The 26,069-nt window shown below is 66.3% G+C and carries 25 protein-coding genes; 15 read left to right on the top strand and 10 right to left on the bottom strand.

Annotated features, from left to right (window positions below; translation table 11 throughout):
- A complete protein-coding gene (locus EP379_RS01925) occupies window positions 1–327 on the bottom strand; it encodes a PilZ domain-containing protein (protein ID WP_172600347.1) in 327 nt (108 codons plus the stop codon).
- A 500-nt stretch (window positions 328–827) separates the two neighbouring features.
- Between EP379_RS01925 and EP379_RS01920 the strand changes: the two genes are divergently transcribed.
- On the top strand, window positions 828–2,603 hold the full coding sequence (locus tag EP379_RS01920; RefSeq protein ID WP_127475236.1) for a methyl-accepting chemotaxis protein: 1,776 nt from the start codon (window positions 828–830) through the stop codon (window positions 2,601–2,603).
- Here the strand turns inward: EP379_RS01920 and EP379_RS01915 are convergent.
- Window positions 2,596–3,588 (bottom strand): serine/threonine protein kinase, encoded by a 993-nt coding sequence (locus EP379_RS01915; RefSeq protein ID WP_127475234.1) that lies wholly within the window; start codon window positions 3,586–3,588, stop codon window positions 2,596–2,598. The genes EP379_RS01920 and EP379_RS01915 overlap by 8 nt on opposite strands.
- A 281-nt stretch (window positions 3,589–3,869) precedes the next feature.
- Between EP379_RS01915 and prlC the strand changes: the two genes are divergently transcribed.
- Window positions 3,870–5,909, top strand: coding sequence for an oligopeptidase A (gene prlC / locus EP379_RS01910; RefSeq protein ID WP_127475231.1), 2,040 nt, complete (start codon window positions 3,870–3,872; stop codon window positions 5,907–5,909).
- A gap of 45 nt (window positions 5,910–5,954) precedes the next feature.
- Window positions 5,955–7,601, top strand: coding sequence for a sensor histidine kinase (locus tag EP379_RS01905; protein ID WP_127475229.1), 1,647 nt, complete (start codon window positions 5,955–5,957; stop codon window positions 7,599–7,601).
- On the opposite strand, the gene EP379_RS01900 is transcribed toward EP379_RS01905, so the two are convergent.
- Window positions 7,580–8,488, bottom strand: a complete 909-nt coding sequence (locus tag EP379_RS01900; protein WP_127475227.1) for a type 2 periplasmic-binding domain-containing protein — start codon at window positions 8,486–8,488, stop codon at window positions 7,580–7,582. The genes EP379_RS01905 and EP379_RS01900 overlap by 22 nt on opposite strands.
- 81 nt (window positions 8,489–8,569) lie before the next feature.
- Between EP379_RS01900 and EP379_RS01895 the strand changes: the two genes are divergently transcribed.
- From EP379_RS01895 to xth, 7 genes are all read left to right on the top strand, one after another.
- The gene (locus tag EP379_RS01895; RefSeq protein WP_127475225.1) at window positions 8,570–9,937 is read left to right on the top strand and encodes a sigma-54-dependent transcriptional regulator; all 1,368 of its coding nucleotides are present in this window, start codon (window positions 8,570–8,572) and stop codon (window positions 9,935–9,937) included.
- A 652-nt stretch (window positions 9,938–10,589) separates the two neighbouring features.
- Entirely contained in the window at window positions 10,590–11,132 is a 543-nt protein-coding gene (gene soxX / locus EP379_RS01890; RefSeq protein WP_127475222.1) for a sulfur oxidation c-type cytochrome SoxX, read from the top strand.
- A gap of 36 nt (window positions 11,133–11,168) precedes the next feature.
- The gene (gene soxA, locus EP379_RS01885) at window positions 11,169–12,041 is read left to right on the top strand and encodes a sulfur oxidation c-type cytochrome SoxA (protein ID WP_127475220.1); all 873 of its coding nucleotides are present in this window, start codon (window positions 11,169–11,171) and stop codon (window positions 12,039–12,041) included.
- 63 nt (window positions 12,042–12,104) lie between these two features.
- A complete protein-coding gene (gene soxY, locus EP379_RS01880) occupies window positions 12,105–12,581 on the top strand; it encodes a thiosulfate oxidation carrier protein SoxY (RefSeq protein WP_127475218.1) in 477 nt (158 codons plus the stop codon).
- 42 nt (window positions 12,582–12,623) lie between these two features.
- Window positions 12,624–12,938 carry a thiosulfate oxidation carrier complex protein SoxZ gene (gene soxZ / locus EP379_RS01875; RefSeq protein WP_127475216.1) on the top strand — a complete coding sequence of 105 codons (315 nt, stop codon included), beginning with the start codon at window positions 12,624–12,626 and terminating at the stop codon, window positions 12,936–12,938.
- Between the two features lie 258 nt (window positions 12,939–13,196).
- Entirely contained in the window at window positions 13,197–13,670 is a 474-nt protein-coding gene (locus tag EP379_RS01870; protein ID WP_172600346.1) for a TIGR04211 family SH3 domain-containing protein, read from the top strand.
- Between the two features lie 87 nt (window positions 13,671–13,757).
- On the top strand, window positions 13,758–14,528 hold the full coding sequence (xth, locus tag EP379_RS01865) for an exodeoxyribonuclease III (RefSeq protein WP_127475211.1): 771 nt from the start codon (window positions 13,758–13,760) through the stop codon (window positions 14,526–14,528).
- Between the two features lie 168 nt (window positions 14,529–14,696).
- Here the strand turns inward: xth and EP379_RS01860 are convergent, their stop codons facing one another.
- Entirely contained in the window at window positions 14,697–16,001 is a 1,305-nt protein-coding gene (locus tag EP379_RS01860) for an MFS transporter (protein WP_127475209.1), read from the bottom strand.
- Window positions 16,002–16,085: 84 nt separating this feature from the next.
- On the opposite strand from EP379_RS01860, the gene ubiD reads away from it, so the two are divergent.
- On the top strand, window positions 16,086–17,549 hold the full coding sequence (gene ubiD, locus EP379_RS01855; RefSeq protein ID WP_127475207.1) for a 4-hydroxy-3-polyprenylbenzoate decarboxylase: 1,464 nt from the start codon (window positions 16,086–16,088) through the stop codon (window positions 17,547–17,549).
- Window positions 17,550–17,559: 10 nt separating this feature from the next.
- Here the strand turns inward: ubiD and EP379_RS01850 are convergent, their stop codons facing one another.
- Entirely contained in the window at window positions 17,560–17,991 is a 432-nt protein-coding gene (locus tag EP379_RS01850) for a hypothetical protein (RefSeq protein WP_127475204.1), read from the bottom strand.
- Between the two features lie 59 nt (window positions 17,992–18,050).
- On the opposite strand from EP379_RS01850, the gene EP379_RS01845 reads away from it, so the two are divergent.
- Together EP379_RS01845 and EP379_RS01840 are read left to right on the top strand one after the other, a co-directional pair.
- Window positions 18,051–18,518 carry a MarR family winged helix-turn-helix transcriptional regulator gene (locus tag EP379_RS01845; RefSeq protein ID WP_127475202.1) on the top strand — a complete coding sequence of 156 codons (468 nt, stop codon included), beginning with the start codon at window positions 18,051–18,053 and terminating at the stop codon, window positions 18,516–18,518.
- Between the two features lie 47 nt (window positions 18,519–18,565).
- On the top strand, window positions 18,566–19,195 hold the full coding sequence (locus EP379_RS01840) for a nucleotide-binding protein (protein WP_127475199.1): 630 nt from the start codon (window positions 18,566–18,568) through the stop codon (window positions 19,193–19,195).
- A 60-nt stretch (window positions 19,196–19,255) separates the two neighbouring features.
- Here the strand turns inward: EP379_RS01840 and EP379_RS01835 are convergent, their stop codons facing one another.
- Window positions 19,256–20,110: an SDR family oxidoreductase gene (locus EP379_RS01835; RefSeq protein ID WP_127475197.1), complete on the bottom strand. Its 855-nt coding sequence runs from the start codon at window positions 20,108–20,110 to the stop codon at window positions 19,256–19,258.
- A gap of 76 nt (window positions 20,111–20,186) precedes the next feature.
- Here EP379_RS01835 and EP379_RS01830 point away from each other — a divergent pair, with 76 nt between their 5' ends.
- On the top strand, window positions 20,187–21,200 hold the full coding sequence (locus EP379_RS01830) for a CDP-6-deoxy-delta-3,4-glucoseen reductase (RefSeq protein ID WP_127475194.1): 1,014 nt from the start codon (window positions 20,187–20,189) through the stop codon (window positions 21,198–21,200).
- A gap of 77 nt (window positions 21,201–21,277) precedes the next feature.
- Here EP379_RS01830 and EP379_RS01825 read toward each other — a convergent pair whose 3' ends face one another.
- Genes EP379_RS01825 through hemC form a run of 4 tightly spaced genes read right to left on the bottom strand, consistent with a single transcriptional unit; the run spans window position 21,278 to window position 25,317 of the window.
- Window positions 21,278–22,528 (bottom strand): heme biosynthesis HemY N-terminal domain-containing protein, encoded by a 1,251-nt coding sequence (locus EP379_RS01825; protein WP_127475192.1) that lies wholly within the window; start codon window positions 22,526–22,528, stop codon window positions 21,278–21,280.
- On the bottom strand, window positions 22,525–23,607 hold the full coding sequence (locus EP379_RS01820) for a uroporphyrinogen-III C-methyltransferase (protein WP_127475190.1): 1,083 nt from the start codon (window positions 23,605–23,607) through the stop codon (window positions 22,525–22,527). Before EP379_RS01820 ends, EP379_RS01825 begins: the two co-directional genes overlap by 4 nt.
- Complete coding sequence (locus EP379_RS01815) at window positions 23,604–24,398, bottom strand: uroporphyrinogen-III synthase (protein ID WP_127475188.1); 795 nt, start codon at window positions 24,396–24,398, stop codon at window positions 23,604–23,606. Before EP379_RS01815 ends, EP379_RS01820 begins: the two co-directional genes overlap by 4 nt.
- Complete coding sequence (gene hemC, locus EP379_RS01810) at window positions 24,385–25,317, bottom strand: hydroxymethylbilane synthase (RefSeq protein WP_127475186.1); 933 nt, start codon at window positions 25,315–25,317, stop codon at window positions 24,385–24,387. The genes EP379_RS01815 and hemC overlap by 14 nt, the downstream gene beginning before the upstream one ends.
- A gap of 180 nt (window positions 25,318–25,497) precedes the next feature.
- Between hemC and EP379_RS01805 the strand changes: the two genes are divergently transcribed.
- Window positions 25,498–26,055 carry a thioredoxin family protein gene (locus tag EP379_RS01805; protein WP_127475184.1) on the top strand — a complete coding sequence of 186 codons (558 nt, stop codon included), beginning with the start codon at window positions 25,498–25,500 and terminating at the stop codon, window positions 26,053–26,055.
- The last annotated feature ends 14 nt before the right edge of the window (window positions 26,056–26,069 follow it).

The following is a 26,069-nucleotide window of genomic DNA, read 5'->3' as shown; positions in this document are numbered from 1 at the left end:
CTACACGGTGTCGCGCATGCGCAGGTGGTGCAGATAGGCATGCAGCCTCTGCAGGGATTCCGGCTCAGCCACCTCGTCGAACACCAGCCCCACCCCGTCATGGCCGCAATGGACCACCATCGCCGGCAGGCGCAGTCTGCCGCTGCGCTCCTCCGCCAGGATTTCGACCTCCACCAGGGCATTGCGGAACAGCAGGCCGGGAGCGACCTGCACGAACATGCCATCACGGCTCACATTACGGCACACGCCGCGCGCCACCAGGGCGCCACGCGAATACAGGGCCACCTGCAGATTGAGGGGCCAGCGGTATGAGAAACGATGTTCCATGGCCATGCCGCACCGGACAGGGGGAGATGCCCCGATTCTAGCGCCAAGGCGGCCCGGGGAAAAAAGTTCTTGACTAAATCAATCGACATTCATAGACTCCTTCTACCCAGACATTGTTACACCCCTTAAAAGGAAGGCCCCGGCCTTCCTTTTTTTTGTCCAGGGATGGACTTATGCCGCGGAGGCCAGGGAAGGCCGGGAGCGGCGCTTGTCCAGGGATGGACTTATGCCGCGGAGGCCAGGGAGGGCCGGGAGCGGCGCTTGTCCAGGGATGGACTTATGCCGCGGAGGCCAGGGAGGGCCGGAAACGTCGCCCGCCTGCAATAAGCGGCTCCTTGTGTCTCTCCGGCAACCCATAAGCAGATATTTCTTTTGCTCCAAGGCGATTTCTAAGACCATAACCCACACAAACCACACGTCTTCCGCCGCTGTGCGGCAGCGACACGTGTTGACTTCTGCCGCATGCACGCGGCCAGGATCAGCAAAATTAAGGAGGAGTCATGAAGATCAACACGCCCGTTACCCAGCGGGAACGCACCTATGGTGACGACGTCACCATCACCTCGCTGACAGACCTCAAGGGCACCATCACCTACGCCAACCGGGACTTCATCGACATCAGCGGCTTCAGCGAGGAAGAACTGATCGGCAAGAACCACAACATCGTCCGCCATCCGGACATGCCGCCCATCGCCTTCCAGGACCTGTGGGACACCATCAAGCGCGGCCAGAGCTGGCGCGGCATCGTCAAGAACCGCTGCAAGAACGGCGACCATTACTGGGTCGATGCCTATGTCACGCCGGTCTACGAAGGCGACAAGGTGGTGGGCTACCAATCGGTACGCAGCCGCCCCGCCCGACAACAGGTCGAGGCCGCCGCACAGCTCTATGCCAAACTGCGCAGCGATGACAAGGCCCGGCTGCCGAAACGCCGCAACATCTTCGACATCAGCCTGCAGGTGCGCGTCATGGCCAGCCTGCTGCTGCTGGCCAGTCTGGCGATCCTGGTGGCGCTGGTAAGCAGCTACAACACGGCGCAGCAGCAACGCCTGCTGGATCGGCACATGGCCCAGGTCAGCGAGGTGCAAAGGCTGTGGCAGGAAAGCCGCATCAGCAGCGACAACGCGCTGGGCAAGACGATCGATGCCCTGGGCTCGACCCCGGGGAAGATACCGCTGTCGGAAGCCATGGCGGCCCTCAACCAGGACAGCACGCGTCTCATCGTCGCCATCTGTCTGGCCGGCCTGGCCCTGATGACCATCATCGGCATCCTGCTCAACCGCACCGTCATCCGGCCGATGTCCCAGGTCGTGACGCTCGCCAAGGAAATGGCCGGCGGCAACCTGGCCCGCCGCATCGAGGTCGAGCACAACGACGAAGTGGGGCAGATGCTGCAGGCGATGAAGCTGTTGCAGGCGCGCCTGCGCACCTGCTTCGGCCAATTCCTCGAAACCGCCGACGAACTGGCGGCGGCGGCGGATCGGTTTTCTGCCACCGGGCGCGAAACCGTGCAACACATGCAGCAGCAGCAGGCAGAGACCGAACAGGTCGCCACCGCCATGAACGAAATGGCGGCGACGGTACAGGAGGTGGCGCGCAACACGGCGCAGGCGGCGCAATCGGCACGCGACGCCGAGCAGGACAGCAGCGATGGCCGCCGTGTCGTCAACGCGGCGCGTGCCGCCATCCATCGTCTGGCCGAAGAGGTGGAGCAAAGCGCCCAGGTGATCAATCGCCTGCAACAGGACGGCGATCGCATCAGCAGCATCACCGAGGTGATCAGCGGCATTGCGGAACAGACCAACCTGCTGGCACTCAACGCCGCCATCGAGGCGGCACGGGCCGGCGAGAGTGGCCGCGGCTTTGCCGTGGTGGCCGACGAGGTGCGTACCCTGGCAGGCCGCACTCAGACGGCGACAGCCGAGATCCGCACCATGCTCGACAACCTGCGCGACGGCATCGGCGAGGCGGTGGCGGTGATGCAGCAGGGCCAGACCCAGGCCGGTGCCGCGGTGGATCAGTCACGTCAGACCGAACACTCCCTGGAGAGCATCAGCAAGGCGGTATCGGCGATCAGCGATATGAATACCCAAATCGCCACGGCGGCCGAGGAGCAGACTGCGGTGGCCGAAGAGATGAATCGCAACGTGATAACCATCCGCGACCTCGCCGGCACCACCACCGCCCAGGCCGAGGAAATCAGCGCCGCCGGCGCGCGTCTGGCCCAGCTGGCGGCGCAACTGCACACCATGATGCGGCAATTCAGGCTCAGGTGAAGGAAAGAGGAGGCTCCTGCAGGCGCAGACGCTGCTCCTGCAGCGTCATGAGGTGCTCCTCCCAATAGCGCGGGGAGCCGAACCAGGGAAAGGCGCGGGGAAAGGCGGGATCATCACGCCGCCGCGCCAACCACGCGGCGTAGTGTATCAGGCGCAGGGTGCGCAGCGGCTCGACGAGGCGCAGCTCGCGGCGATCGAAATCGCAGAACTCCTCATAGCCGCCGAGCAGCTCGTCCAGTTGCAGCCACTGTTCCTGGCGCTCGCCCGACAGCAACATCCACAGATCCTGTACCGCGGGGCCGCTGCGGCAATCATCCAGATCGACGATGTGTGCGCCGTCGTCGGTCCACAGGATGTTGCCGGGATGAAAATCGCCGTGGATGCGCTGCCAGTTCAAGGACGGCACGGCAGCGAAAGCTGCCGTCACCGTTTCCAGCAGCTCGGCGCTGAGATCGGCGTAACGCGATTGGTATTCCCGTGGCAACAACTCGCTGGCCAGCAGGTAGTCACGTGACTCCACACCGAAGCTGGCCACGTCCAGCCGTGGCCGCGCCGAGAACGGCCGTGCCGCACCCACCGCATGCAGGCGGCCGAGAAAGCGCCCCAGCCGCCACAGCACGTCCGGCACATCCAGGTCCGGCCAGCGCCCGCCACGGCGCGGAAACAGGGCGTGGCGGAATCCGGCATGCACATGCAGCGTCTCGCCCTGGGCATCCACCAGCGGCGCCACCACCGGCACCTCGGCCTCCAGCAGCTCCTGCGCGAAGGCGTGTTCCTCCAGGATCGCCGCGTCACTCCAGCGTCCCGGGCGATAGAACTTGGCCACCACATAACCCTCGTCCAGTGCCACCTGATAGACACGGTTTTCGTAACTGTTCAGCGCCAGCAAGCCGCCGGCGGGCCGCAGGCCGCACTGCTCGACGGCATCGAGCACCACGTCCGGGGTAAGGGCATCGTAAGGATGAGACTGGATTTCGTTTACCATGGCCCCACTGTACAACAAATCGGAGTCCGCAAATGAAGGAAGGTCTGAATAAGTCCATCCTGGACTTTTCAGACCACGCCAAGCGAAAAGTGTGATTTTCGCTTGGCTTCATTTTTCAACGACTTATCGTCGTTGAAAAATGGCGGCACATCCCTGTGCCGCGGAAGCTCTGAACTTATTCAGAGCTTCCTGAACGCAAATACATGCGAATAACCAGTGCGATTTATTTGCGTACATTCGCGTTCATTTGCGGATTTTCTTTGGTTTGAGTGGAGTGTTCTATGCCCAATCCCCTGCTGGAAATGAACGGCCTGCCGCCGTTCCATGCCATCCGACCGGAGCATGTGGAACCGGCCATCGACACCGTGCTGGCGGAGAACCGCGCCGCCATCGCGCACCTGCTGCAACAAGGCGCGTTCTGCTGGGACACGCTGCTCGCCCCGCTGGAGGCGCTGGACGACCGCCTGAGCCGCACCTGGTCGCCGGTGAGCCATCTCAACGCGGTGATGAACTCCGACGAACTGCGTGCGGCCTACAACGCCTGCCTGCCCAAACTGAGCGCCTACGCCACCGAGCTGGGACAGAACGAAGACCTGTACCGCGCCCTGCAATCGGTGCGCGACGGCGCGGAGTACGAGCGCCTGTCCATCGCCCAGCGCAAGCACCTGGACAACCTGTTGCGCGACTTCCGCCTGTCCGGTGTGACCCTGCCGCCAGAGCAGAAGGCGCGCTTCAAGGCGGCCAGCGAGGAACTGAGCCAGGCCACGGCCCGCTTCGAGGAACACCTGCTCGATGCCACCAACGGCTGGCATGTCCTGATCACCGACGCGCAGCGTCTGGCCGGCATCCCGGCCAGCAGTCAGGCGATGATGCGCCAGGCGGCGCGGCGCGAGGGTCAGGACGGCTGGCGCATCGGCCTGGATTTTCCCAGCTATTTTGCCGTGATGACCCATGCCGACGACCGCGCCCTGCGCGAAGAGCTGTACACCGCCTACAGTACCCGCGCCTCTGATCAGGGTCCGCAGGCGGGACGCTGGGACAACGGCCCGGTGATGGAGCGGATCCTCGCCCTGCGCCACGAGCTGGCGCAGCTGCTCGGCTTTGCCAGTCACGCCGAACATTCCCTCGCCACCAAAATGGCGGAGACGCCGCAACAGGTGCTCGGTTTTCTGCGCGACCTCGCCACGCGCTCGCTCACCATGGCGCAGGGCGAGCTGGAGGAGATCGCCGCCTATGCCCGTGAACAGCACGGCCAGGCAGAACTCGCCGTGTGGGACATCAACTATTACGCGGAAAAACTGCGCCGGCACAAATACGATCTGTCGCAGGAAGACCTCAAGCCCTGGTTCTCCGCCGATCGCGTGGTGGCCGGCATGTTCGAGGTGGTGCAGCGCCTGTTCGGCCTGGACATCCGCGAAGTAACGGGGGTACAGACCTGGCACGAGGACGTGCGCTTCTACGACATCTTCGACAGCGCCGGCAGCCTGCGCGGCCGCTTCTATCTCGACCTCTACGCGCGGCCGAAGAAACGCGGCGGTGCCTGGATGGACGAGTGCATTCGCGCCCGCCGCCTGCCCGACGGCACGCGGCAGACGCCGGTGGCCTATCTCACCTGCAACTTCACGCCGCCGCTGGACGGCAAGCCGGCCCTGCTCAGCCACGACGAGGTGCAGACCCTGTTCCACGAATTCGGCCACGGCCTGCACCACATGCTCACCCGCATCGAGGTCGCCGGCGTCGCCGGCATCAGCGGTGTAGCGTGGGACGCGGTGGAACTGCCCAGCCAGTTCCTGGAGCACTGGTGCTGGCAGCGCGCGGCGCTGGACCTGTTCGCCCGTCACCACGAAACCGGCGAGCCGCTGCCGCAGGAGCTGTTCGACAAGATGTGGGCGGCGCGCAACTTCCAGGCCGGCATGCAGATGGTGCGGCAGCTGGAGTTCGCGCTGTTCGACTTCCGCCTGTACCTGGAATACGACCCGCAACAGGGCGGCCGCATCCAGCAGATCCTCGACGAGGTGCGTGCCGAGGTGGCGGTGGTGCGCCCGCCGCACTACAACCGCTTCCAGCACGGTTTCGCCCACATCTTCTCCGGCGGCTACTCGGCCGGTTATTACAGCTACAAGTGGGCCGAGGTGCTGGCCAGCGACGCCTTCGCCCGCTTCGAGGAGGAAGGCGTGTTCAATCGCGCGACGGGGCTGGCCTTCATGGAGGCGATCCTGGAACAGGGCGGCGCGCGCGAACCGATGGAGCTGTTCGTGGAGTTCCGCGGCCGCGAGCCGAGCATCGATGCCCTGCTGCGCCACAGCGGCATGGCCGGGTAGACATCGGATAGACTGCTCTCCATCGCCAATGCGGAGAGCCGCACCATGTCACACCGGCATCTGACGACTGCTGATCTCGCTCCACCGCCACGCGCGAGGCCGCGGCTGGGCATCCGCCTGCACGACTCGCTGCTGCTGCGGGTGGCGCTGATCCTGACGGTGGCCGTGGTCGCCACCATCGCCGCCCTGTTCGTCGGCATCGATCACCTGGTCAGCGAACAGTTCCGCACCGTACACACCGAACGCCAGGAGCGGCTGGCGACCCAGGCGGAACGGTTGGTGGCCCAGGAACGGGTAGCGCTGGAGCGGCTGGCGGAGCTGCTCGCCAACGACGCCGAGCTGGCCAACGCCGCGTACTACCACCTGTATCTGGAGGGCGAACGCAGCCACCCCCTGGCCGCGCTGGAGCGACTGTCCCAGGCCTTCAACGTCCCGTCGCTGGCGCTGTTCGACCGCGACGGGCGCGCCGTCGCCGGCATCGGCGGCGAACTGCCCCTGCTGCCCATCGACCCCGCGGCACCCGGCAGCAAGACCATCCACCTTGTCTGGCACGAAGGCCATGTCTGGGCCGTCAGCACCGCGCCGCTGCTGCGCAACGCCGCGCTGCTGGCCTGGCTGCAACTGGCGCGGCCGCTGGATGCCGTGCTCGAACCGGCCTTCGGCAGCGACGCCGCGGTGGGGATCGTGGCCGCACGGCAGAATGCGCCCCACAACGGCGTGTACGTCCCACTGGATGTGACCGGCGGCTCCGCCTGGCTGTCCGTGGCCCTCCCCGACACGGTGGGACAGGCGCTGGCCAAGGTGCAGACCCTGCTGGTGCTGAGCCTGCTGGTGGCGGGCGGCCTGCTGCTGCTGGCCCTGCTCGCGGTGCTGTACCGCGAGCTGCGGCCGCTGGGCACCCTGGCCCAGGCCGCCGCTGCCGTGGGCCGCGGCGAGTTCGGCAGCCGCCGGCTGGAGGTATCGGGCAGCCACGAGGTGGCCCAGTTGGTTCACGCCTTCAACGCCATGCTGGGGGATCTGGAACGCATGCAGGAAATGGAGCGGCTGTCCGGCATCGGCCGCATGGCGGCGCGCGTCGCCCACGACATCAACAACCCCATCACCGTCATCGACAACATGGCGCGGCTGATGCTGCGCGAACTCCCCGCCGCCAGCCCCTTGGCCGAAGACGTGCAGCGCATCCTGCATCACTGCGGCCGCTGCCGCACCACGGTGGATCTGCTGTTGCAATACGGCCGCCCCATCCGCCTGCGCCGGCAGCGCCTGGAGCTGGGCGCGCTGGTGCGCGGCTGCGTCGAGCACTGGCAGGTGGGGCGCCCCGAGGCGCCGCCGCCGCAGGTGACGACCGGCGGGGAAGTCTGGGTCGATGCCGACCCCTACCACCTGGAGCAGGCCCTGGCCAATCTGTTCAACAACGGCCAGGAGGCGGCGCCGCAGGGCCGCCTGCACGTCGCGGTGCGGCCACTGAGCGGTTATGGCGAGATCGAGATCAGGGACGCGGGGCCGGGTTTCTCGGACGAGGCGCGGGAGCACCTGTTCGAGCCGTTCTACACCAGCAAGCGCGGCGGCAGCGGCCTGGGCCTGGCCAGCTGCCGTGCGGTGATCCATGCCCACGGCGGGCGGGTGAGCGTGGGCGAGGGGCCCGGCGGCGTCATCCGGGTGGAACTGCCTCAGACAGCGACGGCGCCGTAACCGGCCTCCCGCGCGCTCACCGGCACCAGCGCCTGGCCGATGATGGCGGCGCCGAGCGGGCTGTAGAGAAAATCGAAGAAGCCGCGCATGCGCGCCTCATCCCATTCCCGGTAGACGATATTGAGCGGCCCCACCAGGGGATAGGCGCCGGCCTCGGCGGCCTCGCGCTGCGGCGCCACGCCGTCCACATGCAGGGCGCGCAACTGGCCGGCCTTGAGATAGGGCAGGGCCAGGGCGCGGCTGACCACGCCCACCGCCCCCGGATAGCGCACCACGGTTTCCAGCAGTTGCTGATCGGTCTCGACGAACAGGGCGCGGGGCGACCAGTCGGGACGGTTGTCCAGCAGCAGGCCGCGCACCGGCTCCAGGTAGTCCGGACAATGGCGGCGCACCACCAGGGCGATGGCGCGGTCCGTATCGCCCAGCTCCGACCAGCGGCGGATCTCGCCGCGCGCCACCCGGCGCAGGGACTCCAGCGCGATATCGTCCACCGCCACCGACGGATGGGCCACCACCACCTTGATGTCCCGCGCCACCAGCAGCGACGGCAGATGGGCCGCCCGCGACTCCTCCACCGGGCAGCACAGCCCGCCCAACTCGGCCTCGCCGCGCAGCACGCCGGTCACGCCGTCATCGCAGCCGCCGCCGGTGACATCCACCGGACCCCGGCCGAGGCGGTTGTAACTGGCGGACAGTTCGCGCAGGGCGCCATAGGTGAGGATGTGGGTACCCTGGTAGCGCAGCCCGCCGGGGGTCGGCGCCATGACGGCGGCGCGGCGCAACGGGCTGACGCAATAGCTCTCGGCCCACGGATTCAGGGCCGGCGGCGCGGCGCGCGACAGCAGCGGCAGCCCGGCCAGGGCGAGAAGAAAATGGCGGCGTTGCATGGGTAGGTTGCTCCGTGTGGCGCTATGCGACCAGAATAGCGCCCAATCCCCCGTTTGCACACTGCACGAAAACAACGCCCGATGTCCGCCGCCGAACCTGTCCTGTCGGTCCTCCTGGTCGAGGACGAACCCGACGTCGCCCACACCCTCAAGCGCGTCATCGAATCCCTCGGCAGTTATCGCGTCGCCGTCCAGCTCGATGCGCGCCAACTGGGGCAGTCGCTGGCCGGAGGCCTGCCGGACCTGGTGGTCACCGACCTGATGATGGGCGAGAGCGACGGCTTCGAGGTGATCCGCCAGGTCAAGGCCGTGGCCCCCGACCTGCCGGTGGTGGTGGTGAGCGCCTACGCCACCCTGGAAAACGCCGTGGAGGCGGTGCGGGTGGGCGCCTTCGATTTCCTGCCCAAACCGTTCAGCCCCGATTCGGTCGAGCTGTTGCTGGCCAAGGTGCGGCGCGAGCTGGAACTGCGCGGCCGCCTGGCGGCCATGTGCCGCCAGGCGCAGGCACACGACCCCTATATCGCCGCCCTCAAGGGCGGCAGCCCCGCCATGACCGGACTGCGTGCCTGGATCTGCCGCGTGCGCGACACCGGCGCCAGCGTGCTCATCGAGGGCGAGACCGGCACCGGCAAGGAACTGGTGGCCCGCGCCATCCACGCGGGCAAGGGACCGTTCGTGGCGGTGAACATGGCGTCCATCCCCCTGGAGCTGGCCGAATCGGAGCTGTTCGGCCACTGCAAGGGGGCCTTCAGCGGCGCCACCCACGAGCGCCAGGGCCTGCTCAAGGAGGCCGACGGCGGCGTCCTGTTTCTGGACGAGGTCAATGCGCTGCCGCCGCAGTTGCAGGCCAAACTGCTGCGCGCCCTGCAGGAGCGGCGCGTGCGCCCGGTGGGCGCCGACCGCGAGGTGGCCGTGGACTTCCGCCTGATCTCGGCCAGCAACCAGCCACTGGAGCCACTGCTGGAATCCGGCGCCTTCCGCCGCGACCTGTACCACCGCCTCAACGTACTCCAGGTGCGCCTGCCGCCGCTGCGCGAGCGCCGCGAGGACATCCCCCTGCTGGCCGGTCACTTCCTCGAGCACTATGCCCGCGCCCACGGCCGGCCGGTGCGGCGCCTGGCGGAGGGCTTCGTCACCGCCCTGCAACGCTACGGCTGGCCCGGCAATGTGCGCGAACTGGAGAACGTCATCGAACAAGCGGTGATCCTCTGTCCCGAGGGCACCCAGACCCTGGAAGCGGCACTGCTGCCGCCGGCCCTGCGGGGTAGTGCCCCGGCGCCGGCCGCCGCCATCCCGGCACCGGCACTGGACGGCACGCTGACCCTGGCCGAGGCCGAGCGCCGCCACATCCTTCAAGTGGTACAGCAAACCGGCGGCAACAAGGCCGAGGCGGCCCGCACCCTGGACATCGACTACAAGACCCTGCTGCGCAAGCTCAGCCAGTATTAGCCCGAATGGCGCAATGACTACCCGCCCCTCCCAGGAAGGCGTAAACACAAGCGTTAAGGAAGGTCTGAATAAGTCCATCCTGGACTTTTCAGGTCGCTCCCGCCCCTCCCTGGGCTGCGCGACATAAGTCCATCCGTGGACAAAACCACGCCAAGCGAAAAGTGTGATTTTCGCTTGGCTTCATTTTTCAACGACTTATCGTCGTTGAAAAATGGCGGCACATCCCTGTGCCGCGGAAGCTCTGAACTTATTCAGAGCTTCCTTAAACGCAAAGACGCAAAGGACGCGAAGAGCGCAAAGGGGAACCCTGCGAAGCGCCGCTGTGCGATGTGGCGCAGCGGAATCGCGCAACGCTGCGCGACACTGCACACACTTTGCGTCTTTGCGTTGAAGGCTTTTGACTTTAAGGGGTGAGCCGTTACAGGGCTGGGGCATTTTGCCCCACCCCTTTTTCCTCACTGGGGCGAAATGCCCCAGCCCCCCGCGCCGCGCATACCCGGCACGGTCGTCGGCGCCGACCGATAATTCACATCTTTTCATTGACTTGAACATCCATCCGGCCACCTCCCCGGCGGCTGGCCCGCCCCTTGCTCTGTCCTGCTCAGGCGTGTACCCGCGCCGTTGACCAGAATCCATACAGCAGGAGAAACCGATGTTCAAGATAATAACCACGGTGGGCGCGCTCGCGCTGCTCGTTGCGGGCGCCGGCGCCATCGCCGCCGACAGAACGCTGCCGTCCAATCTGCTCTACGACGCCTCGACCCCCAACAAGACCCTCTGGCCCAAGCCCATTGCCAACAGCGGCGAGCTGAAATACGAGAACCACCGCCAGGATCTGTCGCGCTGGCCCAGCCTGAGCTACGAGGAAACCCTGCCCACCCGCCGCCCCGAGCCGGTGCAGGCGCCGCAGCCCCTGAACGGCGACCCGGCCCGCGGCAAGGAGATCGCCACCACCACCACGAAGGGCAACTGCCACGCCTGCCACCTGCTGCCGGGCGATGCCCAGGGCGGTACCGCCGGCCCCCCGCTGGTGCGCTACTCGCAGCATGGCCGCGATACCGTCTGGACCTACCAGCAGGTATTCGACCCGCGCATCAACAACCCCAATACCGCCATGCCGCCCTACGGTACCAACGAGGTGCTGAGCACTCAGGAGATCGCCGATGTGGTGGCCTACCTGATGTCCCTGCAATAAGCGGCCGCCGCCCCACGAATTCCGAGGAGAGAGACAATGCGCTTAGCAAGAACCACCGCCCTGACGCTGCTGCTGGCGTCCACGGCCGCCCTGGCCAACCCGGCGCCGTACCGCGAATACACGCCGATGCCGTTCTATGAGCCGAACGTCGCGGCCGACACCACCAACACCTATCGCTACTGGCGCGACCCGGAACGGCTGGACGAGTCGCAGCTGAGCGGCGACAACCAGTGGAAGCTGAACTGGAAGTTCAAGGACGAGCCCTACAACGACTCCCTGCACGGCGGCCACATCGCCCTGGATCGCGGTGAGGCGCTGTACCAGCAGCTCAACGCCAAGGGCCGCTTCGCCAAGTGCCTGGGGGCCAAGGACAACGATCTGCGCGGTCTGCGCGCCAACCACTACCCGCAGTACAACAACGACCTGAAGAAGGTCGTCGGCCTGGAGGCGATGATCGAGCATTGCGCCGCCAAGGAGGGCATGACCCTGCTCAACGGCAGTTACGACAACAGCGCGGTATCCGTGTACATCGCCAGCTTCAGCGCCGGCATGCCGCTGAAGGTGGACGTGAGCAAGGGGCCGCTGAAGGAGTCCTATGAGAAGGGCATGAAGCTGTTCCACACCCGCGCCGGCTGGACCAACTTCTCCTGCGCCACCTGCCACACGCAGATCGTCGGCCTCAAGCTGCGCGGCCAGACGCCGACCACCCACTTCGGCGACGCCGCCCACTGGCCCACCTGGCGCTCCAAGGACGAACTGCAGTCGCTGCATGTGCGCTTCACCGAGTGCAACCGCAACGCCGGCGTCCAGCCGCTCAAGATCGGCAGCCAGGAATACACCGACCTCGAGGTGTTCCTGAACGCCCTGTCCAACGGCTATCCGGTGGTGGCCCCCTCCACCCGCGACTGAAACCATGAGGGGGACGGCACGCCGCCCCCTCGCTTCCATCACAGCTATTGAGGTAAACGATTTATGAACGCTTTCCGTCAACGCCGGATCTTTCTCAAGGGCACCCTGGCCGGCAGCGCCGTTGCCGTCGCCGTCGGCGCCGGCCTGCTCTCCCCCCGTCAGGTGCTGGCCGCCTGGCCCAAGGAGGCCTTCGAGGCCAAGGACATCGCTGCCAGCCTGAAGGGCGTCTACAACGCCGACATGACCACCCCCAGCAACGACATCGAGATCAAGGCCCCCGACATCGCCGAGAACGGCGCCGTGGTCCCGGTCACCGTCAATGCCAACATCAAGGGCATCGAGTCCATCAGCCTGTTCGTCGAGCAGAACGGCACTCCCCTCACCGCCGTCTTCAACCTGGCCCCCAATGCCCTCGGCACCGTCTCCACCCGCGTCAAGATGGGCAAGACCTCCAACGTGGTCGCCGTGGTCAAGGCCGGCGGCACCCTGTATGCCGGCCGCAAGGAAGTGAAGGTCACCATCGGCGGCTGCGGCGGTTAAGCCACGGCACACACTGACGAATTGATACAGAGGACTATCTAAATGGCAGATTCAATCAAGATCCGCGCCACCCTCAAGGGCGATGTCTGCACCGTCAAGGCGCTCATCAAGCATCCGATGGAGACCGGCCAGCGCAAGGACAAGAAGACCGGCCAGGTCATCCCGGCCCACTTCATCCAGGAAGTCGTCTGCACCCACAACGGCAAGAACGTGCTGACCTCCGCCTGGGGCGCCGCCATCTCCGCCAACCCCTATCTCTCCATCGAGTTCTCCGGCGCCAAGAAGGGGGACAAGGTCGCCCTCGCCTGGGTCGACAACAAGGGCGAGAAGGACAGCGCCACTGAGGAAATACGCTGATCTCACCACCGCTTTCATCGGGACCTCCTTCCCTTCCACAGGCATGGGGTTTGCCCGCGCCCTTCGGGGCGCGTTTTTTTTGCACCGCCACAGTACCCACCCTCTCTCGCCTGCTGTGCAGGGCGCAAGCAGCGTGCCTTGCCACCGCCACCAGGACGGATGCCGGTTTGCCGAAAACTTCACCGTGATAGTAAGCTAATTGGAATGAGACGATTATTTGGCCTGCAGCGGTGGAGAGGAAATCGGCAAGGCGCAGCCATGGTGCTGCTCTGTCTGCTACTGCCGTTTCAGGCCGGCGCCGCCGCCACGCTGTATGTCACCGATCGCCTCGCCGCTGACCTGTATCCGGCGCCGCGCGCCGCCGGCAAGCCGATGCAGCAGTTACCCACCGGCACCGCCTTGCAGGTACTGACGCGCCAGGGCGATTTCGTGCGCGTGCGCCTGCCGGATGGCAGCGAAGGCTGGATCCATCAGCGCCAGCTCCAGGAAGACATGCCGGCCCAGGTGTTGCTGCTGTCGTTGGCGCAGCAGCATGAGCGCACCGTAAGAGAACTGGACAACACGCGCCGGCAGCTCGCCGAGCAGACCCGCGCTGCGCAGGAGAATCATCAGGTGTCACGCTCGTGGTGGATGTTCTTCGCCGTGCTGGTGTCTCTGGTGACCGGCTTCATCCTCGGCATCATGTGGCTGGACTGGCGTATCCGCGAGCGCCACGGCGGCTTCCGACTTTAACCGCAGATACAAGTAACAAGTGGCGTGGCGACGCTGCCGCACTGATTCTCACTTTTCTCTTGTATCTTTCGACTTGTATCTGTCGCTATGAAAATCGCCTCCTGGAACGTCAACTCGCTGCGTGTGCGTCTGCCCCAGGTGCTGGACTGGCTCGCGGCACAGCAGCCCGATGTGCTCGCCCTGCAGGAAACCAAAATGCCCGATGACGAGTTTCCGCGTGCGGAGCTCGAAGCCGCCGGTTATCAGGCGCTGTACTCCGGGCAAAAGACCTACAACGGCGTCGCCCTGCTCAGCCGCACCGCCGCCGGCGGCGACATCATCACCGACCTGCCCGGCCTCGATGACCCGCAGCGGCGCGTACTCGGGGCGCAATTCGGCGATGTCTATGTGCTGGACCTGTACGTGCCCAACGGCCAGGAAGTGGGCTCGGACAAGTACGCCTACAAATTGGACTGGCTGGAAAAGTTGCAGAGCTTCGTCGAAGCGCAGTTGCTGCGCACACCCAATCTGGTGGTGCTGGGCGATTTCAATATCGCGCCGGATGAGCGCGACGTGTACGACCCGGCGGCGTGGGAGAACAGCGTGCTGTTCTCACCGCCGGAACGCGCCGCCTTCCAACGCCTGCTCGGCGCCGGGCTGGTGGATACCTTCCGCCTGTTCGAGCAGCCGGAAAAAAGTTACAGCTGGTGGGATTACCGCATGAATGCCTTCCGCCGCAACATCGGCCTGCGCATCGACCACATCCTGGCGAGTGCGCCGCTGGCCGCGCAATGCGTCAGCGCCACCATCGACAGGGAAACGCGCAAGTTGGAGCGTCCCTCGGATCACGCGCCGGTCATCGCCGAGTTTCAGCGTTAGGGAAGCTCTGAGGAAGCTCTGAATAAGTTCAGAGCTTCCGCGGCACAGGGATGTGCCGCCATTTTTCAACGACGATAAGTCGTTGAAAAATGAAGCCAAGCGAAAATCACACTTTTCGCTTGGCGTGGTCTGAAAAGTCCAGGATGGACTTATTCAGACCTTCCCTTACTAAGCGACGGTGATGTTGCGGCCGCGGGTTTCGGTGAGGCGCAGCGCCGCCACGAAGGCGATGGCGGCAAAACCCAGCATCAGCCACAGCGCCGCGTGATAGTCGGCGGCACTGTACAGACGCACGCCGTTCAGCATGGTGCCATCCCAGCCCCGGTCCAGCACCCAGCCGAACAACGGCTGCATGATCGCCGCCCCCAGAAACAGCCCGGTATTCACCACGCTGATCGCCATGCCCGACAACGCCGGTGCGCACACCTCCTTGGCACAGGCATAACTCAGCACGAAGCCGCTGCCGCACAGGCCGAGCAGTGCAAACAACAACTTGCCGCTGGTGCCCGGCGTCCACGGCAGCCACAGCAGGCCGGCACACACCAGCAGATACAGCAGCGCACTGCCCACCATCACCGGCTGGCGCCGCCCCAATCGGTCGGAGATCCAGCCCAGCAGCAGGGTGCCCAGCGCCATCGCCAGCAGGGTCAGGGTGGTGTACTGCGCCGCCGCGTCCCGGCTCAGGCCATGGACATCGCGCAACAGGGGAATGCCCCACAGCCCGGCGAAGGCGAACAGGCCGCCGGCCATGCCGAAGTTGAACCAGAAACCGGGCCAGACGCGCAGATTGCCCCACACCGCGCGCATGTCGTGCAGCCAGTGCCGCTCGCGCTCCGCATGGGCTGTCTTGCCCTCCATCACGCGCACGGAAGGAAAGCCGGCATCCTCCGGCCGGTTGCGCACGATGAGCAGCGACAGCACCGCCAGCAGCAGGGAAAACACACCGATGCCGACAAAGGCCGCGCGCCAGGACACATGCCCGAGCAGCCAGGCCAGCGGGCCCGCCGCCAGGATGGAGCCGACATTGCCGAGCAGCAGGGTAACGCCGCTGATGAGCCCGTAAATGCGTTCGCGGAACCACACCGTGTTGCTCTTCATCAGACCGACGAAGATCACCGATACGCCGAGGCCGACCAGGAAGCGGCCGGTCATCGCCATCTCCATGGACTCGGCCAGGCCGAAGACGATGGAGCCGATGCCGGCCACCAGATTGCCCAGGGTCACAACCGCACGTGTGCCCACGGTATCCGCCAGCACACCGGCAGGAATCTGCATGACCGTATAGATGTAGTAATACATCGCTGCCAGCGAGCCGAGCACGGCACCAGTGGTGTGAAACGCCATCATCAGTTCAGCCGAAACCACCGCCGGCGCCATGCGGTGAAAGAACACCGACATGTAGGCCAATACCAGCACGGCATAGATGGCCCAGCGCACCTGCTGGAATCGGCGGGGATCGTAGGTGGGAGTCATGGAATCACGGTGAAGGTTGGCAAGGCGAGCATCTTAGCCCATTTGCCCTCTATAATCCGGCATCACACATCCGAAAGGCCGGCCATGAAATACAAGGACCTGCGCGACTTCATCACCCTGCTGGAACGACGCGGCGAACTGAAACGCATCACTGTCGAGGTCGATCCCTATCTGGAGATGACCGAAATCTGCGACCGCACCCTGCGCGCGGGCGGCCCGGCCCTGCTGTTCGAGCATCCCAAGGGGCACTCCGTGCCGGTGCTCGGCAATCTGTTCGGCACGCCGGAGCGCGTCGCCCTCGGCATGGGCGAGGAGTCGGTCGGCGCGCTGCGCGAGGTGGGCCAGCTGCTCGCCTTCCTCAAGGAGCCGGAACCACCCAAGGGCCTGCGCGATGCCCTCGACAAGCTGCCCAAGTTCAAGCAGGTGCTCAACATGGCGCCCAAGGTGGTAAGGGATGCGCCGTGCCAGGAGATCGTGCTGGAAGGCGACGACGTGGACCTGGGCCGGCTGCCGATCCAGACCTGCTGGCCGGGCGACGCCGCCCCGCTCATCACCTGGGGACTGGTGGTGACGCGCGGCCCGCACAAGGAGCGGCAGAATCTCGGCATCTACCGCCAGCAGGTGCTGGGCCGCAACAAGGTGATCATGCGCTGGCTGTCGCACCGCGGCGGCGCGTTGGACTTCCGCGAGTTCCAGCAGAAATTTCCCGGCCAGCCGTTTCCCGTCGCCGTGGCCCTGGGCGCCGACCCCGCCACCATCCTCGGCGCGGTGACGCCGGTACCGGATACGCTGAGCGAATACGCCTTCGCCGGCCTGCTGCGTGGGGGCAAGACCGAGGTGGTGAAGTGCATCGGCAGCGACCTGCAGGTGCCCGCCTCCGCCGAGTACGTGCTGGAAGGCGTGATCCATCCCGGCGAGATGGCGGAGGAAGGCCCCTACGGCGACCACACCGGATACTACAACGAGGTGGACCGTTTCCCGGTGTTCACCATCGAGCGCATCACCCGGCGCAAGAATCCCATCTATCACTCCACCTACACCGGCCGCCCGCCCGACGAACCGGCCGTGCTCGGCGTAGCCTTGAATGAAGTCTTCGTGCCGATCCTGCAAAAGCAGTTTCCGGAGATCATCGACTTCTACCTGCCGCCGGAAGGCTGTTCGTATCGCATGGCGGTGGTGAGCATCAAGAAACAATATCCCGGCCATGCCAAGCGCGTGATGCTCGGCATCTGGTCCTTCCTGCGCCAGTTCATGTACACCAAGTTCGTCATCGTCACCGATGACGACGTCAACGTGCGCTCGTGGCCGGACGTGATCTGGGCCATGACCACGCGCATGGACCCGGCACGCGACACCACGCTGATCGAGAACACCCCCATCGACTACCTCGACTTCGCCTCACCCATCTCCGGCCTCGGCTCCAAGATCGGCTTCGACGCCACCAACAAGTGGCCGGGCGAGACCAGCCGCGAGTGGGGCACGCCGATCCGCATGAGCGACGAGGTCAAGCAGCGTGTCGATGCGCTGTGGGATCAGTTGGGGATATGAGTGAACGAGGTTAACCGCGGCTCCGCAGACGCACGCCGTCGCGGATGTTGAGGCCGATCAGGGTCAGGTTGATAGCACCGGCCAGCAGCTCCACGGCCTGCACCGTGTAGAACATCCCGTCGAACCGGCCCGCCGCCGCCCAGTGATCCAGCAGCAGCGCGGTCGGCAGCAGGATCAGCAGGCCGTTGCCGGCGATGAAGGGCATGCGCCTCTGCTTCGCCGCCAGCAGCCTGCCGCTGCGCCCGCGCGCGAGGGCAAAGCCGCTGGCGCCGGTGATCATCAGCGCCGGGATCAGCAGCCACAGCCCCTGCACGATGGCTGCCTTGACGCGGGCGATGGCGGCCGGGTCGCCGCCGACTTCGACGATCACGGTGGCGCTGAAGAACACCAGGATGGTGATGAAGGCGATGCTGCCGGCGATGGCGTGGGGGATGGATTTCATGCGTGTGTCTCCTGCACCAGGTTGACACGATCCTGTCTATTTGACAGCATGCTGTCAATATGAAGAACGCCACTCCCCATAGCCGCGCCGGCGGCCTGTTCACCGAGCTGGTGCTGGAGACCTTCCGCTTCAACGGCCGCCTCATCGCCGCCGGCGACGCGATGAGCGCACCGCTGGGCCTCACCAGCGCGCGCTGGCAGGTGCTCGGCGCCATCGCCCTCGACGACAAGGCCCTTACGGTAGCCGACATCGCACGCCGCATGGGTCTGAAGCGGCAGAGCGTGCAACGTCTCGCCGATGCCCTGGTGGAGGAAGGACTGTTGCTGCGCGAGGACAACCCGGCCCACCGCCGCGCGCCGCTGCACCGCCTGAGCAAGGCGGGCGAACGCGCCTACCGCACGCTGGACGAGCAGCAGGCCGCCTGGGCGGCGGAATGCGCCCAGGGGATTCCAGCGCAGCGTCTGGCCGATGCCCTCGCCGTGATCCGTGCCCTGCGCGAACGGCTGGAGGTGACTTCGGAACGGTGACTTGTCGTATCCTCACAGGTGGAGCCTGCGCAGATTAAGGAACGGCAATGCAGAAGATCATGGTGCTCAACCCCAAGGGCGGCTGCGGCAAGACCACCCTGGCGACCAACCTGGCCAGCTTCCTCGCCCAGGCGGGCAGGAAGGTGGCCATGGCCGACTTCGATCCGCAGGGCAGCAGCATCGACTGGCTGGCGGTGCGGCCCGCCGAACGGCCGACCATCTATCACGTCTCGCTGGATGAGGAAAAGGACAAGCTGCTGCTGCCGCTGGGGATGGACTACGTGGTCATGGACGCCCCCGCCGCGGTGCACGGCAAGGATCTCAAGCGGCACGTCAAGCGCGCGCAGACCCTGCTCATCCCGGTACTGCCCTCGCCCATCGACATCCGTGCCTGCGCCCGCTTCGTGGAAGAGTTGCTGCTGGTAGGCCGCGTCTCGCGCCAGGAAACGCGCATCGCCGTCATCGCCAACCGGGTGAAGGAACACACCCTCATCTACCACACCCTGCAGCGCTTCCTCGGCAGTCTGGGCATCCCCTTCCTCACCACCCTGCGCGACAGCCAGAACTACATCCGCGCCGCCGATCGCGGCCTTGGCATCGCCGAACTGCCGCCGGCCCTGGTGGAGGTCGATACGGAACAGTGGCAACCGATCCTGCGCTGGCTGGCCGAGCAATAACAACCGCTCTCCCGCACCAACCCACGCACCCGTAGGGCCGGCTGAAGCCGGCCCTACGGGTCAAACGTCTTGCAAACCCGCCGCCAGATCCGGATAGCGCAGCGTCACCTCCAGCTCGTTCAGCAGGCGCCGGTTGTCCATGCGGCGCGATTCGGTGAGGTAGGACAGCATGGCCGGGCTCAATTGCTGCATGGCCTCGGCCATGGGCAGGGCCGGTGGGCGCGGCAGGCCGAAGCGATCGGCCACCGCATAGAAGTACTGCGTCATGGTGCCGTTGCTGCCATCGCTGACGTTGTAGATGCGATCGGCGCCGCCGCGTTCGGCGGCGGCAACGCAGATCGCCGCCAGATCATCGGCGTGGATACGGTTGGTGTAACCGCACTCTTCTTCGCGCAGCACCGGGGTGCCCGCGCGCAGCCGCTCCAGCGGCCAGCGCCCGGGGCCGTAAATGCCGCCGACGCGCAGGATGTTCACCTTCACCCCGCTCTTGCGGCCCCAGGCACGCAACACCGTTTCGGCATCCAGGCGGCGGCGCGCCCGATCGGTGGCGGGCGCCGGCGGCGTGTCCTCATCCACCCAGGCGCCGTCACGATCGCCGTACACCCCCGAAGTGGAGATGTAGATCACCCGCTCCGGTCGCAGGCCGGCGGCGACGAAGGCGCGCATGCGCGCATCGCCATCCCCCTGCCCGGGCGGCGGCGCGAAGTAGTAGACTGTTGCACCAGCCAGGGGCAACGAGAGCAGGGAGGTCGGCTCATCCAGATCGCCGCGCACCGGCAGGACGCCGGCAGACACCAGACGCGCCGCCGCCTGCTCGCTACGGGCCAGCGCCTGGACCGTGACGCCCCGCGCCTGCCACAGGCGGGCGACGCGCAGGCCGATATCGCCGCAGCCGATGATAAAGATCAAATTCACCGTTTAACTCCCAGGCCGATTGGCGGATAATCCATACCTTTACGGTCAACAATAACCCAGCGACAAGGTAGAGTTAATGAGCTTCAAAGTCCAGGTTGAACCCAGTGGTCACGAATTCCCGGTGGAGCAGGGCGAATCCGTCCTCGATGCGGCCCTGCGCCACGGCCTCGCCTTCCCCTATGGCTGCCGCAACGGCTTCTGCGGCGCCTGCAAGTGCAAGGTGGTCGCGGGCGAGGTGGACTACGGCGACGAGGAGCCCGGCGCGCTTACCGAACAGGAACTGGCGGTGGGCATGGCCCTGCCCTGCGTGGCCAAGGCGACTTCCGATCTGGTGCTGGAGATCAAGGAAGTCACCGCCACCAAGGATATCCCGGTGCACACCCTGCCGGCCAAGGTGGGCCGCATGGAAAAGCTCAGCCCCAACGTGATGGGCCTGTGGCTCAAGCTGCCGGAAGGCGACCGTCTGCAATACCTCGCCGGCCAGTACGTCAACTTCCTCCTCGCCGACGGCAAGAAGCGCGCCTTCTCCATCGCCAACGCCCCGCACGACGACGAGTTCCTCGAGTTCCACATCGGCCTGGTGCGCGGCGGCCGTTTCACCGAACAGGTATTCAGCGAGATGCACGAAAAGGATCTGGTGCGCATCGAAGGCCCGCACGGCAGCTTCTTCCTGCGCGAGGACTCCGCGCGCCCCATCATCCTGCTCGCCACCGGCACCGGCTTCGGCCCGGTGAAGGCCATCATCGAACATGCCCTGGCCGAAGGCGTGCAGCGCCCCATCCACATCTACTGGGGTGCCCGCACCAAGAGCGATCTGTATATGCACGACCGGGCGCTGCGCTGGGCGCGGGAGTATGTGAACGTCCACTACCATCCTGTACTGTCACGCCCGGCGGCAGAGGATCAGTGGGAGGGTCGCACCGGCTACGTGCAGGACGCGGTACTGGCCGACTTCGCCGACCTCACCGGCTTCGAGGTCTACGCCTGCGGCCTGCCGGAGATGGTGCTCGGCGCCAGGAAGGCCCTGGTGGAACGCGGCCTCGACCCGGAACACTGCTACTCCGACGCCTTCGAGTGGGCCAAGGACTAGCTCCTGTCTGTCAGGAGCCGAGTCCTCTCGGCGCACAGCGCCGGTGCCAGACGCTGGTTCCCCCGCGGCGTGGGCCCCTACGGTTTCTTCATGCTCCGCGTCATCAGCGGAAAGCGCTTCAACGGCACCACCGGACCGGACTTGCCGTTGCCGGTTACCAGGGCCAGGCCCTTGTGATAGTAATCGCGGGCGGTACTCTCCTCGCCCAGGCGCTCCAGCAGTTCGCCCAGCATGCGATAGGTTTCGGCACGGGCCTCCATGCCGGCGCTGGCTTCGAGATAGGCGCGGGCCTTGCCCCACAGCTGGGCGCGCATGGCCAGCCGCCCCAGGCTCAGCAGCAGCAGCGGATGGCGCTGGTGGCGCTTGAGCCACTCCTCCGCCGCCGCCAGTTGCTGAGTGGGATTCTTGCCCTCGGCCAGCCCGTACAGGCGCACCAGCTCCGCATCCCACTGCCGGCGCACCGCCTCGCGCAACAGATGTTCCGCCTCGTCGCCGCCGCCCAGGGCCAGCAGGCCGCGCACATAGGCCGCCAGCAGCGAAGCGTGCTGGCGCTGATGACGCGGGATGCGTTCCCACAGCTCGCGCAGCTTGTCCAGGTGGCCGTGCTCATGGGCCTGGCGCAGCAGGGCCTCCCAGGCGCGGCGCTCCAGCAGGTCGGCCTCATCCTCTTCCAGGGCACGGCGCTTGCGCAGCTCCGGCAGCAGGGCCACCAGTTCGTTCCAGCTGCCCAGGCGTTCGTAGACCTGCTGCAGCAGTTGCAGCACACGCACGTTCTTCGGCGTCTTGCCGTGCAGGTGCATCAGTGTCGCCAGGGCCTGCTCCAGCTGGCCGCTGGCCATCTGCAACTCGGCCTGGGTCACGCCCACGGCCAGCTCGCCTTCCGGCGCAGTCTTGTGGGCCATGGCGAGGTGGTAGTCGCGGCGCTCCTCGTCGCCCAGCATCTGGGCGGCGCGGGCGGCACCGAGATAGTTGAGCAGCGGCGTTTCGCTGCGCGCGGCATAACGCGACAGATCACGCTCGGCCTTGAGCCAGTGGCCCTCCGCCAGGGCGGTGAGACCGCGGTAGGTGACCAGACGGGCACGCAGCGCGCGCCGGCTGCTGCGCCAGGCGCGCAGGCGTGCCGGCAAGGCCAGGGCTCCGACAATCAGGCGCAGGGCGGCATAGCACAGGGCAAAGCCGAGCAGCAGCACCAGCACGGCGAAGGTGAAGGAGGTTTCGACGCTCCACGGCCCGTAGCTGATCAGCACATAGCCGGATTCGCTCTGCGCCAGCAGGGCCAGCCCCACCGTGCCGACCAAGACGACGATGACGAAGAACAGCAGCTTCATGAACGGGCACTCCGCTCCAGGCGCGCGCTGATCTCGCGCAGGGTGTGCAGCGACTGGTCGATGGCCGGCAGCGGTGGAGCGATATCGACAGCGGCCAGACGGCCAAGGGCCTCGCGCATGCCGACGGTGGCCGGCGAGGCGGCATCGTAGAAACGCTCCACCCAGGCGTCGGCCTCCTGCAGGGCGGCGCGATAGGCCTGGCCATGGCCGCGCAACAGCGACAGGCGTGCGGTTTCCAGCTTGAGGCGCAGATTCTGCCGCAGCAGCAGGCGCTGATCGGGCGTGGTCAGCGGCAGACTGCCGGCGTCATGACGGCGGATCACCACCAGACTGCGGATATCCGACCATACGGTCTGCACCAGTCCACGCCAGCCATCCGGCTGCTCCGCTGCTGCCGTCGTGTCCTGTTCCTCGCGCGGCGTCCCCGCCAGCACCAGGTTGTCCACGCCCTTGCTCAGGGCACCCAGCTCCAGGGTGATGCCGTCCACATCGAGCACGGGCAGGGCGCGCAGCGCCTGCAGCTCTTCGCTCAGCTGGGCGCGCACACGGGTAAGCAGGGGGTCATTGAGGAAGGCCAGGCGCTGATCGGCCGCCGTCATGGCGGCGATGGCGCCGGCCACGTCACGCTCCAGCAGCAGACGGCGGTTGGCCATCTGCAACAGGTAATCGGCCTCCGCCAGCACCCAGGCATGACGGTCGCGGCCGAGCCGCTCGTTCATCTTCTCCAGCGCGTCATTCAGCAACCGGGTGTCGTTTTGCAACTGCTCCAGCACACCGCTGTACTGGGCCAGACGGGCGGCCATCTCCTGCTGCTGTGTCGTCAGCTGCTCCAGCCGGCTGTGCAGGACCTGGTTGTCATGCAGGGTCGCAGCACGTTGCTTGTCCACCTCCTGCCACAGGCTGTAGCCGCCGCCCAGGGTACCCAGCGCCAGCAGCACGGCGAACCAGGCCAGTCCACGGCCGCTGCGCGGCCGCTCCGCCGCGGCCATCTCCTGCGCGGCCGTCTCCGCTGTCTCCACGCTTTCCGCCGACATCTCGGCCACGGCGGTCTCGTCCGGCTTCTGTTCCATCTCGCTCATCGACTCTCTCCCGCGTGGCCCGTCCAGCGGGCCACCGCCTCCACCAGTCCCGCATCGCTCGCCAGGGCGGCGATGATGGCCGGTTGTGCAAAACCCAATTCTTTGGCCAGCTCGGCGGTGCGCTCGCTCACCACCACCAGCGGCAATTGCCGCAGCCGCGCCGCATTGGCGGCGCCGGCCAATTCCAGCAGATTGCGCAGCCCTTCGCTGCTGGTCACCGTCACGATATCCACCGCACCGGCCGCCAGTTGTTCCGCCAGGGCCTGCGCATCCACATCCGGCCGTTCGCGCCGGTACACCTCCGCATAATCCACCGTGGCGCCGCGTGCGCGCAGCGCCTGGCCCAGCAATTCGCGCCCGCCGTCGCCGCGGAAGATCACCACGCGCCGGCCGGCCACCTGTTGCAGCTCCGGCAACGCCAGCAGCCCTTCGCTGTCGTAACGCTCCATCGGCTGCAGGTCCGGGCCGCGCCCGAGGCGCGTCCGCAGGGCGCGCGCACTGCCCTCGCCCACCACCGCCAGTCGCAGGCCGGCGGGCAGACCGCCGTGCGCCGCGATCAGTTCGAGACCGTACTCCACCGCATTGGGGCTGACGAAGATCGCCAGGTCATATTGCGCCAGCCGCGTCACCGCCGCCAGAGGCGCCGTCATGTCCAGCGGCGGCGCGATGGCCAGCACGGGAAAACGGATCGCGCGGCCGCCGGCCGCTTCGATGAGGCGGCACAGCCTGTCAGCCTGATGGGCGGGGCGCGTCACCAGCACGCCCCGGCCGCGCAGATCAGGCTGACGCATACACCTCGCGCAGAATCGCGTCGGCGCCGCGCGCCAGCAGGTCTTCGGCCAGCACCCGGCCCAGTTCCTCGGCATCCTCCGGCTTGCCGCTGATGGAGCCGCGCACCACCTCGCCGCCATCAGGCCGGCCCACCAGGCCGTGCAGCACGATGACACCGTGGTCCAATTCGGCATAACCGCCGATGGGTACCTGGCAGCCGCCCTCGAGGCGGGTGTTCATCGCCCGCTCCGCCTTGACGCGGGTGGCGGTGGGGGCGTGGTTGAGCGGCGCCAGCAGGGCATTGACCTCGGCGTCGTCGCTGCGGCACTCGATGCCCACCGCGCCCTGGCCCACGGCAGGCAGGCTGACGGTGATGTCGAGCAGTTCGGTGATGCGGTGCTGCAATTCCAGGCGGATCAGGCCGGCACTGGCCAGGATGATGGCGTCGTATTCGCCGTCGTCCAGCTTCTTCAGGCGGGTCTGCACATTGCCGCGCAGAAACTTCACCTGCAAATCAGGGCGACGTGCCAGCAGCTGGCACTGGCGGCGCAGGCTGGAGGTGCCCACCACCGCACCCTGCGGCAGGGCATCGAAGCTCTTGTAGGTATTGGAGACGAAGGCATCGCGCGGGTCTTCGCGCTCGCAGATCACGGCCAGGTGCAGGCCCTCCGGAAAGGCCATCGGCACATCCTTCATGGAGTGGACGGCAATATCGGCGTCACCGCGCAGCAGCCCCTCCTCCAGTTCCTTCACGAACAGGCCCTTGCCGCCGATCTTGGCCAGCGGGGTATCGAGGATCTTGTCGCCCTGCGACACCATCTTCACCAGCTCCACCTCCAGACCAGGGTGGCACGCCTTGAGCCGCGCGGACACGTATTCTGCCTGCCACAACGCCAGCAGGCTCTGGCGCGTCGCGATACGGATCAGGTTTTTTGCCATGGAATCAAGCCTTTGCGTTTTATAATGCCGCCCCGCCCAGGGGACGGGAACCGGCCGATGGAATAAGGGGTCCCCATTGAGCGTCTGATCATACACGCCCGGCACGGGCGGGCCTATTGCACGGAGGGCGGTAGCGTCCTTATCCTAGGGAAAAATCCGCATCTATTAATAGGTTTTTGCATGAAGACAGTCTTCCGCGCCCTGAGCCTGCTGCTGCTGGCCGTCACCCTTCCCGCCGCTGCCTGGTCCGACATGGAGGCCGATGCCCCTGCCGACGCCACCGGCGTGGTCATCCCCGAAATCACCGACCTGCGCGCCGAGGCCGCCCTGGCCCGTGACAGGCGCCTGCCGATCCTGGTGATGTTCTCGTCGGAATACTGCCCCTACTGCACCACCATGAAGAACGACTTCCTCAAGCCGATGATGTTCAGCGGCGACTACGACAACAAGATTCTGTTCCGCATGCTGGAACTGCGCGCCGGGGCCGATGTCGTCGATTTCGACGGCCGCAAGGTCAACGTGTGGGAGTTTGCCGAGCGCTACAAGGTCCGCGTCACCCCCACCCTGGTGTTCCTCGACCACCAGGGCAAGTCCATGGCCCCCAAGATGGTCGGCCTCACCACCCCGGACTTCTTCGGCGGCTATCTCGACGACGCCATCACCACGGCCTACAACCACGTGCGCAACGGCAGCAGCACCTTTGCCTGCAAGGACGCGCATACCAATCTGACGTGTTGATGAAGTGACAAGTG

Origin of the sequence: Sulfurivermis fontis, from assembly GCF_004001245.1 — a bacterium.
Lineage (GTDB): Bacteria > Pseudomonadota > Gammaproteobacteria > Thiohalomonadales > Thiohalomonadaceae > Sulfurivermis > Sulfurivermis fontis.
The sequence above is the reverse complement of the archived record's forward strand: the minus strand, read 5'-3'. Positions and strand labels throughout refer to the sequence as shown.